The sequence below is a fragment of the Rhizobium lusitanum genome (assembly GCF_014189535.1).
In the GTDB taxonomy this organism is placed as follows: Bacteria; Pseudomonadota; Alphaproteobacteria; order Rhizobiales; family Rhizobiaceae; genus Rhizobium; species Rhizobium lusitanum_C.
The window spans coordinates 820,764-835,468 of record NZ_CP050308.1 but is presented as its reverse complement, the minus strand read 5'-3'; the positions used below and the strand labels follow the sequence as shown (position 1 = coordinate 835,468).

Below are 14,705 nucleotides of genomic sequence, written 5' to 3'. Positions count from 1 at the left end.
AGAGAGAGCGAAGAGTTGAGTGAAATCCGCCTTTACGTGACGACGACCGAGAAAAAGGCCGAACTGGTTCTCGATCTGATGACGCCGGTATTCGAAGACGAAGAATTACCGATCGCGACCAGCGAGATCGATGAGAAGAAGGACATCTGGGAAGCGTCTATCTATCTCTACGCGGATGATGAAGACGACGTGCGCGCGCGCTTTGCAGCTTTGCTGAAGCCGACATTTCCCGAGCTTGTCGTCGAAAAGGAAGTCATTCCCGATGTCGATTGGATCGCCAAGTCGCTGGAAGGCCTGAAGCCGGTCCGCGCCGGGCGCTTTCTGGTGCATGGTTCCCACGACCGCGACAAGATCGGCTCGAGCGATATCGCCATCGAGATCGATGCCGGCCAAGCCTTCGGGACCGGCCATCACGGCACGACGGCGGGCTGCCTGGAGACGATCGAGACGGTGCTTGCCAGCCGGCGGGTGCGCAATGCGCTCGATCTCGGCACAGGCAGCGGTGTGCTGGCGATCGGCGTGCGCAAGCTGCGCAATATCCCGGTTCTTGCCACCGATATCGATCCGATCGCCGTCCGTGTCGCCCGCGAGAATGTCCGCCGCAACGGCATTGCGTCTGGCATCGCCCTGGAAACAGCACCTGGCTTTCATTCCACGGCCTTTTCCCGCCATGGGCCTTTCGACCTGATTATCGCCAATATCCTGGCCCGGCCGCTGATCAAAATGGCGCCGCAGCTGGTCGCTCATCTTGCCCCCGGCGGCTCGGTCATTCTCTCGGGCATCCTTGCCACACAACGCTGGAAAGTGCTGGCCGCCTATAATGGTGCGAAGATGCGGCATGTCCGCACCATCTGGCGCAACGGCTGGGTCACCATTCATCTCGACCGGCCCTAAATCCTTCGCCCCGCTCCTGAGCTTGTCGAAGGGGCGGGGAGAGGAGACTTTAGTATGGCCCTTAAAACGCAAAAGGCGGTGCCGAAGCACCGCCTTGCTGATCGGTATTTGACCGATCTTGCCCGCGAGCGTGTGGAGGAGTGCTCAAGCGGGCTCTACCGTTCTGGTTCGATCCGGGTAGGAGGAGGAGTCCCGGGCCGATCCAATAGGAACGCTAGCTCTTGGAATTGTTAGTAGCGACCGCCACGGCTTCCGCCGATTGCTTTCGACGTTTCGACTTCGAGCTGACGAAGTGCGCCGATGGAGTGGCGTACAGTGCGCCGCTCGCCAGCCAGTGCCGGGCTAACATATGCGGAGCGAGAGATAGGCATTTTTATTGTCCTTTTCGAGCGGGTTCGTTGTGAACCCCGTTTGATGTGCTGCATATAGCGACTCGCCCTCTCGCGTGGCAGGGGGTATGTCTCATGGGAGCTATGCATTTAATGCATATTGCCTGCCGCTATGATGTCACAATCGACCTCGTTTGCTCACGAAATGGGCGAAATCGTTAACGAGCGACTCGCATCGCCGACCGGCGCGTCTGTTGAAAATTCTTGCCCGCTTATTCGTGCGTGATCTCGCGTGAAAATCGTTTCGCACTTGCCGTGATCATGCTCTAACATGCTGTTGCCGCTCAGTTTCGCGGATTCTCGGTTAGTTCTTGGATTAAGCCATGTTCCAGTCTTTCGACGTCACATCCACCCCGCAATTCGGTCGCGAACGCGTTACCGGCCTGCGCACCGCCTTCAGCGACCTTGGTATTGACGGCTTCCTCGTGCCCCGTGCCGACGAATATCAGGGCGAATATGTGCCCAAATGTTCGGAGCGCCTGGCTTGGCTGACGGGATTTACCGGATCGGCCGGTGTGGCACTTGTGACACAGTCGCAAGCCGTTGTTTTCGTCGACGGTCGCTACGTGACGCAGTTGGCCGAACAGGTGGACCGATCCGTCTTCACCGGCGGCGATCTCGTCGACGAGCCGCCGCATGTCTGGCTGCCGCGTCATGCGAAGAAAGGGTTCAGGCTCGGCATCGATCCGTGGCTGCACACCGGCGCCGAAGTCCGGCGGCTGGAAAAGGCGCTGGCGGAAATCGGTGGCAAGCTGGTCTTTCTGCCGCATAACCCGCTGGACAAGCTCTGGAGCGACCGGCCGGCCGAGCCGCTCGGCGGCGTCATCGTTCAGGACATCGGGCAGGCCGGCATCTTGGCGAAAGACAAGCTGGTGACCATCGCGGCCGATCTGAAGGCGAAGAACCTCAAGGCGGCGTTGATCACTGACCCATCCTCGGTCGCCTGGATCTTCAATATTCGCGGCAACGACGTGCCGCATACGCCGCATCCGCTGGCGCGCGCCATCATCTATGCCGAGGGTGAAGCCGAAATTTTCCTTGACAAGCGCAAGACCAAGATCGAGGCGGAAGCTTACCTCACGCAGATCTGCAAGCAGCTTCCGCCATCCGAACTCGTCAAGCGACTGGCAGCTGCCTCCGCGAATGGCGGGCGCATCCTGGTCGATCCCGATCTGGCGTCCTATGCACTAACCGACATCATTCGCCGCGAGGGTGGCGAGGTGGTGGAGGGCACGGATCCGGCCAAGCTGCCGCGCGCCCGCAAGAATGCCGCCGAGATCAACGGCTCGGCCGCCGCCCATCTGCAGGATGGGGCTGCCATGGTCGAGTTTCTCTATTGGCTGGAGACCAGCAAGCCGGGCACGGTGACGGAAATTGCTGCCGCCGAGCGGCTGGAAGCAAGCCGCGCCCGCGTCGGCCAGAGCATGCAGAACCCGCTGAAGGATATTTCCTTCGACACCATCTCCGGCGCTGGCGAGCATGCGGCCATCATGCATTATCGCGTGACGACGGAGACCGACCGGCTGATCCAGGCGGGCGAGCTGTTCCTGATCGATTCAGGCGCACAATATATCAATGGCACCACCGATATCACCCGCACGGTCGGCATCGGCGCGGTCCCCGAGGAGCAGAAGCGGCTGTTCACGCTGGTGCTGAAGGGCATGATCGCCATCAGCACGGCGCGTTTCCCCAAGGGCACACGCGGCTGCGATCTCGATCCGCTGGCGCGCATCGCGCTCTGGAAATCCGGCGTCGACTTTGCCCATGGCACTGGCCATGGCGTCGGCTCCTACCTCTCGGTGCATGAGGGGCCGCAGCGCATCTCGCGGCTATCGACGCAGGAACTGCTCCCCGGCATGATCCTGTCGAACGAGCCCGGCTATTATCGTCCCGGCCATTTCGGTATTCGTATCGAAAACCTGATCTATATTCGCGATCCCGAGGAGATCGAAGGCGGCGATATCCCGATGCTCGGCTTCGAAACGCTGACCTTCTGCCCGATCGACCGCAGCGTTATCCTTCCGGAACTGCTGACCCATGACGAACTGCATTGGCTGAACGACTATCACGCCAGGACTCGTGAAGCGCTGATGCCGCTGATCCACGATCCGGATATTCGGGCTTGGCTGGAGAACGCGACGCTGGAATTAAGTCATTGAAGTAACTTACCTTCTCCCCACCGGGGAGAAGGCTTTAAATCCCGGCGAAGTGCCGCCAAGCCATCACGACGATCCATCCCGCGATCAGCATGAATGTCGACGAAAAGCGCAGGCCGACCAATAGCGCGGCGAACATGGCCACCTTGATATCCCAGCCGCCGTTGAAGAAGGCGGGGGCGACGAGGGTCGTCAGCACGGCGGCGGGCACGGCGTTCAGCGCGGCTTCCACGCGCGGCGGAATGCGGTTCATCTTGACGATCAGGATATAGCCGCCGATGCGCGTGAGGAAAGTGACGACGGCGGCCGTGAGGATCAGCAGGACCATATGCAGGTCGAAATCAAGCATGATCAGACCTCGTGATTTTCGTGCGCGAGGTCGGGCTTGCGGTTCGCCTTGACCGGCGGCAGCACGGCGGCGAGGGCGACGCCCGCGAGCGCGCCGATGCTGACATGCCAGGGCGAGCCGACATAGCGATAGGCAATGGCCGAAACACCGGCGCTGGCGATCACCACGGGCAGGAAATTATCGCGCTTGCGGAAGCCGATGACGATGCCGAGGAAATAAACCGGCAGCAGAATATCGAGGCCGATCGCCTTGGGGTCGCCGATCATGCTGCCAAGCAGGCCGCCGATGAGGCTGAGCGCCACCCAGACGACATAAACGACGGCTGCGAAACCCAGATACCAGGCGAAGGTGACAGGCTTGCCGCTCTCGTGCCGCTTGACCGTTTCGGCAAATTGCGGATCGACCAGCAGGAAGAAGGTGAAGAATTTCTGGACCGGCGAGAAATGCCGGATGTAGCGGGCGATCGCTGCCGAATAGAGCACATGGCGGAAATTGACCGCCAGGATCGACAGCACGATCAGCCAGGCCTGTACGTTGTGGCCGAAGAGATCGATGCCCACCATCTGGCTGGCGCCGGCATAGACGGTGCCGCTCATCAGGGTCAGTTCGCCAAGCGACAGGCCCTGGTCGCGCGCCAGGGCGCCGAACAATGCGCCGAATGGTGCTGCCGCGAGAGCGACAGGAATACCGCCTCTCAAGCCGTCAAAAAAATCCGCGCGACTCATGGTCCGCTCTGCCCTTCATGGAAATTCCCGCACATAACCCGTTAAATCCACGTGGATTTAACGGGTTATGTGCGGAGCAAAATGCAACTGGCTTTGCGCGTCAGGTGGGATGCGCGGCGCACGGAGGAGCTGTAAGCTGGGAGGCAAGCATCGGCAATTCAATTTCCTTGATAGGGCTATCGATTCCGTTGAACTGCCGATGGGATGTGCCCACGAAGCGCATGGATGTCATCGATAAAGAAAATCACTGCTTCTTCACCTGAAACGTATGCTCCGGCCCCGGAAACGTCCGCGCCTTCACCTCTTTCGCATAGGCTTCCACTGCCTTTGAAACCGTCGGCGCCAGTTCGGCGAAGTGCTTCACGAAGCGTGGTTTGAAATCGCTGAAAAGGCCGAGCATGTCGTCGGAGACGAGGATCTGGCCGTCGCAGGCCGGGGAGGCGCCGATGCCGATCGTCGGGATACTGACCGATGCGGTGATCTCACGGGCAAGCGGCTCGACAGTGCCCTCGACGAGGAGCGCGAAGGCGCCGGCTTCATCGATTGCTTTCGCATCCCGCCGAATCTTCTCGGCTTCTTCCTCAGACCGGCCGAGCGCGCGATAGCCGCCTGCCGTTTTCACCTGCTGCGGCATCAGCCCGACATGGCCGAAGACCGGCACGCCGCGGGCAGTCAGGAATGCGATGGTCTCGGCCATCTCCTCACCGCCCTCCAGCTTGACGCCGTCACAGCCGGTTTCCTTCAGGATCCTCACGGCATTGCGGAAGGCTTGCTCTTTTGATTCCTGGTAGGAGCCAAAGGGCATGTCGACGATGACGCAGGCTTTTTGGACGCCGCGCATGACGCCTTGGCCATGGGCAATCATCATCTCCAGCGTTACGCCGACCGTCGATTCCATCCCGTAGAGCACCATGCCGAGGGAATCGCCGACCAGAAGCAGGTCGCAATGCGGGTCGAGCAGCCGGGCGATCGGCGTCGTATAGGCCGTCAGACTGACGATCGGGCGCGTGCCCTTCATCGCTTCGATCTGGGCTATGGTGTTGCGTTTGGTCTGTCCGGTAGCGCTCATGTCAGGCGGCCTTGTCGCTGGCGGCCTGCTTGCGGCCGATCACGCGGTTGTCGAGCAGGCGGGTCGCGCCGATGCGCACGAAAAGGGCGACGAGGATGGGCTGGCCTTGCAGGTTTGTCAGGGGCTCCAGCGTGTCGGGATGGCGGACGGCGGCGACTTCGGGTGTTGCCAATGGTTCGCTGGCGATGAAGTCGCGCAGTATCGCCTCGAATGCGATGGGATCGTCGGCGCCCTCGCTATACAGCCGTTCGGCTTCCGCCAGCGCTTTCGGCACGATGACGGCGGCGGCGCGCTGTTCCGTCGAGAGGTAGACGTTGCGCGAGGACAGCGCCAGGCCATCGGTATCGCGGACGGTCGGCACTGGCACGACACGGACCGGCTGGGCCAGATCCTCCACCATGCGGCGGATGATCGCCACCTGCTGATAGTCCTTCTCGCCGAAATAGGCGCTGTCGGGTTGGACGATATTGAAAAGCTTGGTGACAACAGTGGCGACGCCGGCGAAATGGCCCGGGCGAACCGCACCTTCCAGCTCCATGCCGAGCTTCGGCACATCGACAAGCGTTTCCATCGGCCGGGGATACATGTCGGCGACACCGGGCGCGAAGATGAAATCGACCTTGCCGTCGCGCAGCATGGCGCTGTCACGCTCGAGATCGCGCGGATATTTCGCCAAATCCTCGTTGGCGCCGAATTGCAGCGGATTGACGAAGATCGAGACGACGACGATGTCGTTTTCTGCTCTGGCGCGGGAGACCAGCTCCATGTGACCGGCATGCAGATAGCCCATGGTCGGCACCAGGCCGATGCTTCTGCCGGCCTTGCGATGTGCGGCAAGGCGCTCGCGCAATGCGGCTATCGTGCTGATCGTTTCCATGATGCTCCTCCACGAACCGCGCGACCCAACGCCTGTCCGTCTCCCGTCTTTTGATTTTGGCGGCTCTTCTAACGTGTGCAGTGCAAAAAGGCAATTCAAGGAGAGGCGGTCACCCACCCTCGTGGTTCGAGACGGCTCTGCGGGCCTCTCCACCATCGGGGCTAACCCTCCGGGTAATCTAATGCCAAATCAGTGCTTGCGAGCAGCGCGGCGTTCTCTTCACCTCACCCTGAGGAGCGCGGCTCAAAGGGTGGCGCCTCGAAGGATTGAGGCGGCCCGGATCCATCAAAGCTTCTCATATAACTTAGCGTTTTTCTCAATCTTTTGCTGTTAGCTGCCGCCATGGCGAAGATCGTGGCATTGGCGGCATATTTTTATCAGGCAGCGATTGCCTTCGGGCTGCTGATCGCGGTGGCGCATCTGTTGGCGCCGGCGGATTATGCCGCCTATTCGTTGTTCATCTCCATCAGCCAGTTTGCGGCGATCTTCTGTTTCGAGTGGATCCGTTTTGCCTGCAGCCGCTTCTATCCCGGCCAGGCGCCCGGCAGCGAGGCGGCGGAGCGTACGGCGTTGAGCATCGAGTTTGCCGCTTGCGCGGTGATCTGCGTTCTGGTTGCCGGTGCATCAATCTTCTTTTCTGTCGCGCCTGAAATTGCGGTGGTTGGCTGCCTTGTTGTCGTCCTTCAGGGTGGCAGCGACCTGCATCTGACGATGCTGCGCTTCCGCCAGGAGTTTCACGCCTTTTCACGCCTGCAGGGCTCACGCGCCACCATTCTAGCCATCGGTACGCTCGCCGGTGCGGCGATTGCGCCGAATTTCACCTCGACAGTGGCCGGTCTGCTGGGCGGTTATGTCGTCTATAGCGTCCTGGCGATGTTTCTCACCCGCAACAGCCTTCGCGAGGCAGCAAGCTTCCAGCCGCCGCTGGTGCGAAAGCATTTCGTTTACGGCAGCGTCGCGGCTGGTGCCTCGGTGATCGGGCTTCTGGCGCCGCTGGGCCTGAAATCGATTCTGACGGCGGTGTTGGGTGCAGGTGGCGCTGCGGGTGCGCTGCTGGCGCTCGATCTACTGCAGCGGCCCTTCGTGCTTATTGTTGCGGCTCTGCAGGCCATACAATATCCGGATGTGGTCGCGACCTATGATCGCGAGGGGCCTACGCCGGCGTTCCGGCGGCAGCTTGGCGGTTATTATTCGCTGCTTTCGGGTTTCACGCTGATGACGGCGGCGGGGATTTTCGCGCTGTTGCAGCCGGTCGGTCATTTCGTCATCGCAGCCGGTCTGCGCGACGGCTTTCTCAGTGCCGCGCCATTCGTCACCGGCCTTGCCGTCTGTCGGGCCTTGACGCTCAATATGTTGCCGACGCCGGCGCATCTGCGCCACCGGCTGCTGGCGATCTTCCTGCTGGCGGTGGTGGATTGCGTGTTGCTCAATGCCGGAGCTTTGGCGGGCGGCTATCTTCATTCCTTTAGCGACGGTGCGTTGATGGCCGGCGGCATGGTTGGGGCGCTGATTGCGATGGTGATCGGCGGGAAGGTGCTGATGGCATTGCCGTTTGATTTCGTCTGGCAGCCGGTCGTGCTTTCCGCCGTCGGGCTTGCCGTGCCGGTCCTTGCGACCGCTGGCTTCGACTATTCGCTGTGGATCTCGGTGGGGGCGGGCATCATCGGCGGCGGCACTTTCTGCCTGCTCGGCCTCTACAGTTATTTCGTGACGATGTTCCGTCCACGGATGGCGTCGTAGCTCAGAGACTTTCGAGCATTCTAAGCACTTTTTCGGCGCTGCTGTCCCAGGAGAAGCGGGCGACATTCTCTTGGCTTTTTTGGCGGAGATCCGCGCGCAACGCCTCATCGCCGGCGATCCGGCGCATGGCCGTGACCAGTTCATCCTGTTTCGTCGGATCGAAATAGAGCGCCGCGGTGCCGGAAGCCTCGCGCACGGCGGGGATATCGGCTGCAAGCACCGGGCAGCCCTGCGTCATGGCTTCCAGCGGCGGAATGCCGAAGCCCTCATAGAGGCTTGGGAAGACGAATGCGGTGGCATGGCGCTCAAGTGCGGCGATCTCGGCATCGCTCAGCCGGCCGGGGAAGAGCATATGGTCGTTGGATCGAGGGCCGGCCGATTTGAACACGGTTGGCGCGGTGCCGCCGACGACCACAAGCTTTTGATCGGGATCGCCGAGAGCCTCAAAGGCGCGGATGGCGAAATCGAGGTTCTTGTTCGGCTTCATCGTGCCGACCAGCAGGAAAAAGCCGTTCTTGTTGAGGCCGAGGCGCTGGATGATGGTTTCGTCCGGCTCGATGGCGGCGAAATGATCGACGGCGTTGTAGACGACATCGATGCCGTCTGCGGGGACGCGGAAAACGGAGGCCAGTTCCTTGCGGGAGAAGTCCGAGACGGTGCCGATCTTCGCAGTGCGGGTCAGCACCGAGCCGAGCGCGCCATGCAGCAGTCGATAGCTGCGCTTGAATGACTGCGGATGCCGGAAGATCGTCACGTCATGGATGATCACGACTTGCCGGCGATGCAGCAGCGGACCACTGCCGCCGAAACCGATCAACCGGCCGCCTCGCGAGCGGGCAAGCAGCGCCGTCTGCTCCCAGAGATGGCCGGGACCGGAGCCGAAGGCATCGACCGATATGGCCGAGAGCTTGATATCGACCGGCGTGTCGTGCGGCACGGCCAGCCGCCAGCTTGCGCCCTTCAGTGCAGTAGGCACCGCGCCGGTAGCGATCTTGCGGTCAAGCGCTAGCGTCAGCTCACGCGCGAAACGCTGCACGCCTGAGAGAGGCTGGCCGAGAAAACGCCCGTTGATGGTGATCGACTGCACACTAATATCCCGATTTTCTAATATCTGGAATAGTTTGCGTCATTTTCTTTATAGAAGCTTTAGCCTGCCAGAAGAGATTTTAAGCAAGCGCATCTTTACTGCTGATAATGGCGACGCCGCGCGTCCGCATCTCGTTGATCGCCGCCGTAACGCCGGTGGGATCGATACCACGGCTGGCGTCCTCGATGAAGCGAACGGTGACGCCCGGCAGCATCTCGACGGCGTCCAGCGCCGAGAATTTCACGCAATAGTCCGTCGCCAGCCCGCAGAGATCGAGCTCGGTCACGCCCTCGGCGCGCAGCTGCGCGGCAAGGCCGGTGAGAGCCGCCTGATCATTGTCGCGGAAGGCGGAGTAGCTGTCGACATCCGGCTTCTGGCCCTTCTGCTGGATGAAATCGATGCCGTCGACATTGAGAGCGGGGTGAAGCCGGGCGTCCTCGGTATTCTGAACGCAATGGTCCGGCCACATCATCTGCGGCTTGCCGGAAAGCATGCCCATCTCGAAGGGCTTCTTGCCAGGATGGGCGGAGGCGAAGCTGCCATGGCCCGCCGGATGCCAGTCCTGAGAAGCAAGGACCATGTCGTATTTGCCGCTGTCGATAAGCTTGTTGGCAACAGGCACCACCTGATCGCCTTCGGGAACAGGCAGATTGCCGCCGGGGCAGAAACCGTTCTGGATGTCGATCAGCAGCAATGCTTTCATGAGGCCTGTCCTTCCGTTTCTGTTGCACTGCACGATGCCAAGCGTTGCGCCGCGGATCAAGCCTTTTGCGCCGCGCCTGATGATCAGGCGCGGCGCAAGGTTTTCGAAAGCTTACTGCATAACTCCTTAAATCGGCATCGATTTAAGGATAAAATTATGCAGCAAATTTAAAGTGCTACAGCGACCTTTGCGCGTCAAATGTGACGCGCGGCGCTGTAGGACGGCTTGTGGCCCTTGAGGCCGTAGAAGGCGATGTAGACGTAGCAGATGATCGGCATCAGGAAGGCGAGGTGGATGCCGATGGTGTCGGCAAGCCCGCCCTGGATCATCGGCAGGACGGCGCCGCCGACGATGGCGAGGCAAAGGATGCCGGAGCCCTGGCTCGTATATTTGCCGAGGCCGTGCAGCGCCAGGCTGAAGATCGTCGGGAACATGATCGAGTTGAACAGGCCGATCGCCAGCACCGACCACATGGCGACATGGCCGGTCGTGAGCACGGTCACCAGAAGCAGGATAGCGACGATGACGGCGTTGAAGGCCAGCGCATTGCCGTCGTCGACATGGCGCATGACCAGCGAGCCAACGAACCGGCCGATCATCGCGCCGCCCCAGAAATAGGATACGTAATGCGCGGCTTCGGACTCGGAGAAATGTGCGATATCCGGCTGGCTGAGGAAGTTGACAAGGAAGCTGCCAATGCTGACTTCAGCGCCGACATAGAGGAAGATGCCGACAGCGCCGAGGACGAGGTGGCGGTACTGCCAGGCCGATCCGCCGCCGCGCATGGGCTCGATCGTTTCCTCATCTTCGACCTGTGGAAGCTTCAGCGCCGCGAAAATGGCGGCAAGCAGGAGGAAAGCGGCTGCAAGCATCAGGTAGGGGAGTTTCACCGCGCCAGCCTCTGCAAGCCTGCTGGCATCGAGCTGTTCCGGTGTCGCATTGGCGATTGCCCCCGTTGCGGCAGAGAGGATCAGCATGGCGCCGAACCAGGGGGCAAGCGTGGTGCCGAGCGAATTGAAGGCTTGGGTGAGATTGAGGCGGCTTGCGGCGGTATCCGGTGGGCCAAGCACGGTGACATAAGGGTTGGCCGCAACCTGCAGGATGGTGATGCCGGCGGCGAGTACGAAGAGGGCGCCCAGGAAGAGGGCATAGATGCGATAGCTGGCAGCCGGGATGAACAGGGCGCAGCCGATGGCGGCAATCACGAGGCCGACGACGATGCCCCATTTATAGCTGATACGCTTCACCAGCGCGCCCGCCGGCAACGACACAACGAAATAGGCGCCGAAGAAGCAGAGCTGAACCAGCATTGACTGCGTATAGTTGAGCTGAAAGACGCTTTTCAGGTGCGGCACCAGAATATCGTTCAGGCAGGTGATGAAACCCCACATGAAAAAGAGTGAGGTGAGTGCGACAAGCGCGAATTGATAATTGCCCTGGCCTTGATGTGCGGATGCACCGGCGCTCGTGGGCGCAGAGCGTGTTGCTATGCCAGCCACTTTTTTATCCTCGATTTTTGTTTTGCCAGACCAGGGTGGGGGCCCTTCAGGTGTGCCGAACGGCAGGCTGGCAACGGCTTGCCGAGACATCGCGGGAGGCGCGCTGACTCGAAGCCGTGGGGTTGGATATAAGGGAATGGTCCGAGATTGGTAGTGTGCTAGCGATGCGGAATCCGCAGGGCAGAGGTGTTGTGGGCGGGAGGCTGGAGTAAGGGCTCACCACAACTCATAATATAGGTCGCGCCAATCCGGATTGGCATTTCCCGCCTGCTGTCCAAAGCGAAGTCAAAGGCTGTGCCGAAATGCTTGTGCCTGGATCCTCGGGTCAAGCCCGAGGATGACAGAGTGTGTGAGGAGCGCGGAGACACCCGGAGAATTCAGTGTGCATTCTCCGCTATTTGCTGAGCCATTCGATCCTCTCGTCCTTAACCAGAGGCGCTACTTCACTCACACCCGCTCCACAAACCCATCCAGCACCCTTTTCTGCCCCGCCCGGTCGAATTCGATCGTCAGCTTGTTCCCCTCGACGCCCGAGACATTGCCGTTGCCGAACTTGATGTGGAACACGCGGTCGCCGACGAAGAACTTTGAGGGTTCGGAGGAAGTGGATTTGGCGATGAGTTCGCCGTCGATGGTGCGGGTTTTCGGGCCGCTTTCGCCATAGCCGATACGCTCAACAGCGTGGCCGGAGCGGGAGCCCCAGTTGTCGCGGGTGGCGTCGGTCTTGTTGGCCTGGGCGCGTTTCCAGCCGGGGGTGGAATAGGAGTTGGCGAAGGGCTCGGTCTTGTCGAAGCGCGACTGGCCATAGCCGCCGCGGCCGTAACCGCCGTAGGATTGCTCCACTTCGGCGACTTCGACATGGGTGACCGGCAGTTCGTCGAGGAAGCGCGACGGAATGGTCGATTGCCATAACCCGTGGATGCGGCGGTTGGAGACGAACCAGATGTGGCAGCGGCGCTTGGCACGGGTGAGGCCGACATAGGCGAGGCGGCGTTCTTCCTCAAGGCCGGCGCGGCCGCTCTCGTCGAGAGAGCGTTGGTGCGGGAACAGGCCTTCTTCCCAGCCGGGCAGGAAAACGGTTTCGAATTCCAGGCCCTTGGCGGAGTGCAGCGTCATGATCGAGACGGCATCGAGATTTTCGTTCTGCTCAACGTCCATGACGAGCGCGATGTGCTCGAGGAATCCGCGCATGGATTCGAAGCTGTCCATCGAGCGGACGAGTTCCTTCAGGTTTTCCAGCCGTCCGGGCGCTTCCGCCGATTTGTCGTTCTTCCACATGTCGGTATAGCCGGACTCTTCGAGGATCTGCTCGGCAAGTTCGGTATGCGGCGTGTTTTCGAGCAGGCCCTGCCAGCGGCGGAAGGATTGCACGACGTCGAACAAAGCCTTGCGTGGCTTCGGCTTCATCTCGTCGGTCTCGATGATGTCGGCTGACGCCGCCAGCATCGGGATATCGCGGGCGCGGGCGTAGTCGTGCAGGGCGCGGACCGTGGTGTCGCCGAGGCCACGTTTCGGCGTGTTGACGATGCGCTCGAAGGCGAGATCGTCGGCCGGCTGGCAGACCAGGCGGAAATAGGCCATGGCGTCGCGGATTTCGAGGCGTTCATAGAAGCGCGGGCCGCCGACGACGCGGTAGTTGAGACCGAGCGTGACGAAGCGATCTTCGAATTCGCGCATCTGAAAAGAGGCGCGCACCAGAATCGCTATGTTGTTCAGCTTGTGTTGATTGCGCTGGAGCTGCTCGATCTCCTCGCCGATGGCGCGGGCTTCCTCTTCGGAATCCCAGGAGGCATGCACCTGCACCTTGATGTCGTCGGGGTCGGAGCGGTCGGTGAACAGCGTCTTGCCGAGGCGGCCTTCATTATGGGTGATCAGGTGCGCGGCGGCGCCGAGAATGTGCTCGGTGGAGCGATAGTTGCGCTCCAGCTTGATCACCTTGGCGCCGGGAAAATCCTTTTCGAAACGCAGGATATTGTCGACTTCCGCGCCGCGCCAGCCATAGATCGACTGGTCGTCGTCGCCGACGCAGCAGACGTTCTGCAACTCGCCCTTCGGCCGCTGTGCGAGCAGCCGCAGCCACATATATTGCGCCGTGTTGGTGTCCTGATACTCGTCGACGAGAATGTAACGGAAGCGCTGGTGATAGTCCTTCAATATATCCGGATTCTGCCGGAACATATTGATCGGATGCAGCAAAAGATCGCCGAAATCGCAGGCATTCAGCGTTTTCAGTCGCGCCTGATAGGCGAAATAGAGCTCGCGGCCCTTGCCGTTGGCGAAAGCGCGAGCGTCGCCCTCGGGAATATCGGCTGGGCTGAGACCCTTGTTCTTCCAGGTGTCGATCATTCCGGCGAATTGCTTGGCCGGCCAGCGCTTGTCGTCCAGGCCCTCGGCCTGGATCAGCTGTTTGATCAGGCGGATGACATCGTCGGTGTCGAGAATGGTGAAGCTGGAGGAGAGGCCGACCAGCTCGGAATGACGGCGCAGCAGCTTGACGCCGATCGAGTGGAAAGTCCCGAGCCAGGGCATGCCTTCGACCGCACCGCCGACAAGCAGGGCGACGCGCTCCTTCATCTCGCGGGCCGCCTTGTTGGTGAAGGTGACAGCGAGGATTTGGCTGGGGAAGGCGCGGTTGGTGGAGAGGATATGGGCAATACGGGTCGTCAGCACCCGCGTCTTGCCGGTGCCGGCGCCGGCGAGGACGAGAACCGGCCCGTCCAGCGTTTCGACGGCTTCCGTCTGTTCCGGATTGAGGCCGGTGAGATAGTCGGGCCGCCGTCCGCCGTCGCGTGCCGCCATGGCGCGGGCCGCAATGCCGCCGCCTACGATGGCAGGGCCAGGTGCGGGAGCAGGTTGGCGCGGAACCAGGTGTTCCGGCTCCTCGTCGAAGAAGGGAATGTCGTCATGTCCGATGGTCATGCGGCTCAATGTAATGATTCTGCCCTGAAAGGCAAAAGAAACGGCCCGAAAACAGAACAAAAAGTGCACATTCACAGGTGCATCGGGGTTATAGAGAGGCTATTCCCGCGCCTGAACGGAGATGTGCAGATGCGAATGAAATGCCTCGTTGTCCCCGCCAAAATTACAACTTCGTCATAATGCGCGGCAAAGCTTGCCGCATATGTTCAAAAAAACGATAGTGCAACAAATAGGCACAATCCTGCGTTATATCGCCGCTTGCCCGATACTTGGCCTCAGTCAGTGCGCTTGACGTGAC

General features: G+C 60.9%; 12 protein-coding genes. 3 read left to right on the top strand and 9 right to left on the bottom strand.

Going from position 1 to position 14,705, the window contains the following annotated elements; genetic code table 11:
• Window positions 1–15 precede the first annotated feature (15 nt).
• Window positions 16–894, top strand: a complete 879-nt coding sequence (locus HB780_RS17840; RefSeq protein WP_183694402.1) for a 50S ribosomal protein L11 methyltransferase — start codon at window positions 16–18, stop codon at window positions 892–894.
• Between the two features lie 230 nt (window positions 895–1,124).
• On the opposite strand, the gene HB780_RS17835 is transcribed toward HB780_RS17840, so the two are convergent.
• Window positions 1,125–1,265 carry a hypothetical protein gene (locus HB780_RS17835; RefSeq protein WP_183697699.1) on the bottom strand — a complete coding sequence of 47 codons (141 nt, stop codon included), beginning with the start codon at window positions 1,263–1,265 and terminating at the stop codon, window positions 1,125–1,127.
• Between the two features lie 341 nt (window positions 1,266–1,606).
• On the opposite strand from HB780_RS17835, the gene HB780_RS17830 reads away from it, so the two are divergent.
• A complete protein-coding gene (locus tag HB780_RS17830) occupies window positions 1,607–3,442 on the top strand; it encodes an aminopeptidase P family protein (protein WP_183694399.1) in 1,836 nt (611 codons plus the stop codon).
• A gap of 34 nt (window positions 3,443–3,476) precedes the next feature.
• Here HB780_RS17830 and HB780_RS17825 read toward each other — a convergent pair whose 3' ends face one another.
• The 4 genes from HB780_RS17825 to panC form a co-directional block, all read right to left on the bottom strand.
• On the bottom strand, window positions 3,477–3,788 hold the full coding sequence (locus HB780_RS17825) for an AzlD family protein (RefSeq protein ID WP_183694396.1): 312 nt from the start codon (window positions 3,786–3,788) through the stop codon (window positions 3,477–3,479).
• Window positions 3,789–3,790: 2 nt separating this feature from the next.
• Window positions 3,791–4,513 carry an AzlC family ABC transporter permease gene (locus HB780_RS17820; RefSeq protein WP_183694393.1) on the bottom strand — a complete coding sequence of 241 codons (723 nt, stop codon included), beginning with the start codon at window positions 4,511–4,513 and terminating at the stop codon, window positions 3,791–3,793.
• Window positions 4,514–4,757: 244 nt separating this feature from the next.
• Window positions 4,758–5,582, bottom strand: a complete 825-nt coding sequence (gene panB / locus HB780_RS17815; protein ID WP_183694390.1) for a 3-methyl-2-oxobutanoate hydroxymethyltransferase — start codon at window positions 5,580–5,582, stop codon at window positions 4,758–4,760.
• A 1-nt stretch (window position 5,583) separates the two neighbouring features.
• Entirely contained in the window at window positions 5,584–6,459 is an 876-nt protein-coding gene (panC, locus tag HB780_RS17810; protein ID WP_183694387.1) for a pantoate--beta-alanine ligase, read from the bottom strand.
• A gap of 342 nt (window positions 6,460–6,801) precedes the next feature.
• On the opposite strand from panC, the gene HB780_RS17805 reads away from it, so the two are divergent.
• Window positions 6,802–8,199 carry a hypothetical protein gene (locus tag HB780_RS17805; RefSeq protein ID WP_183694384.1) on the top strand — a complete coding sequence of 466 codons (1,398 nt, stop codon included), beginning with the start codon at window positions 6,802–6,804 and terminating at the stop codon, window positions 8,197–8,199.
• A 1-nt stretch (window position 8,200) separates the two neighbouring features.
• Here the strand turns inward: HB780_RS17805 and HB780_RS17800 are convergent, their stop codons facing one another.
• From HB780_RS17800 to HB780_RS17785, 4 genes are all read right to left on the bottom strand, one after another.
• Entirely contained in the window at window positions 8,201–9,286 is a 1,086-nt protein-coding gene (locus HB780_RS17800; protein ID WP_183694381.1) for a glycosyltransferase family 4 protein, read from the bottom strand.
• Between the two features lie 79 nt (window positions 9,287–9,365).
• Complete coding sequence (pncA, locus tag HB780_RS17795) at window positions 9,366–9,989, bottom strand: bifunctional nicotinamidase/pyrazinamidase (RefSeq protein WP_183694378.1); 624 nt, start codon at window positions 9,987–9,989, stop codon at window positions 9,366–9,368.
• 194 nt (window positions 9,990–10,183) lie between these two features.
• Window positions 10,184–11,488, bottom strand: coding sequence for a sugar MFS transporter (locus HB780_RS17790; protein ID WP_435693910.1), 1,305 nt, complete (start codon window positions 11,486–11,488; stop codon window positions 10,184–10,186).
• Between the two features lie 447 nt (window positions 11,489–11,935).
• Window positions 11,936–14,407, bottom strand: a complete 2,472-nt coding sequence (locus HB780_RS17785) for an ATP-dependent helicase (protein ID WP_183697227.1) — start codon at window positions 14,405–14,407, stop codon at window positions 11,936–11,938.
• Between the last annotated feature and the right edge of the window lie 298 nt (window positions 14,408–14,705).

Excerpts from the sequence above, each read along its gene's own strand:
- HB780_RS17805 (WP_183694384.1), top strand. The coding sequence starts at position 6,802 with ATGGCGAAGATCGTGGCATTGGCGGCATATTTTTATCAGGCAGCGATT.
- HB780_RS17830 (WP_183694399.1), top strand. The coding sequence starts at position 1,607 with ATGTTCCAGTCTTTCGACGTCACATCCACCCCGCAATTCGGTCGCGAA.
- panB (WP_183694390.1), bottom strand. The coding sequence starts at position 5,582 with ATGAGCGCTACCGGACAGACCAAACGCAACACCATAGCCCAGATCGAA.
- HB780_RS17825 (WP_183694396.1), bottom strand. The coding sequence starts at position 3,788 with ATGCTTGATTTCGACCTGCATATGGTCCTGCTGATCCTCACGGCCGCC.
- HB780_RS17820 (WP_183694393.1), bottom strand. The coding sequence starts at position 4,513 with ATGAGTCGCGCGGATTTTTTTGACGGCTTGAGAGGCGGTATTCCTGTC.
- HB780_RS17785 (WP_183697227.1), bottom strand. The coding sequence starts at position 14,407 with ATGACCATCGGACATGACGACATTCCCTTCTTCGACGAGGAGCCGGAA.
- panC (WP_183694387.1), bottom strand. The coding sequence starts at position 6,459 with ATGGAAACGATCAGCACGATAGCCGCATTGCGCGAGCGCCTTGCCGCA.
- pncA (WP_183694378.1), bottom strand. The coding sequence starts at position 9,989 with ATGAAAGCATTGCTGCTGATCGACATCCAGAACGGTTTCTGCCCCGGC.
- HB780_RS17835 (WP_183697699.1), bottom strand. The coding sequence starts at position 1,265 with ATGCCTATCTCTCGCTCCGCATATGTTAGCCCGGCACTGGCTGGCGAG.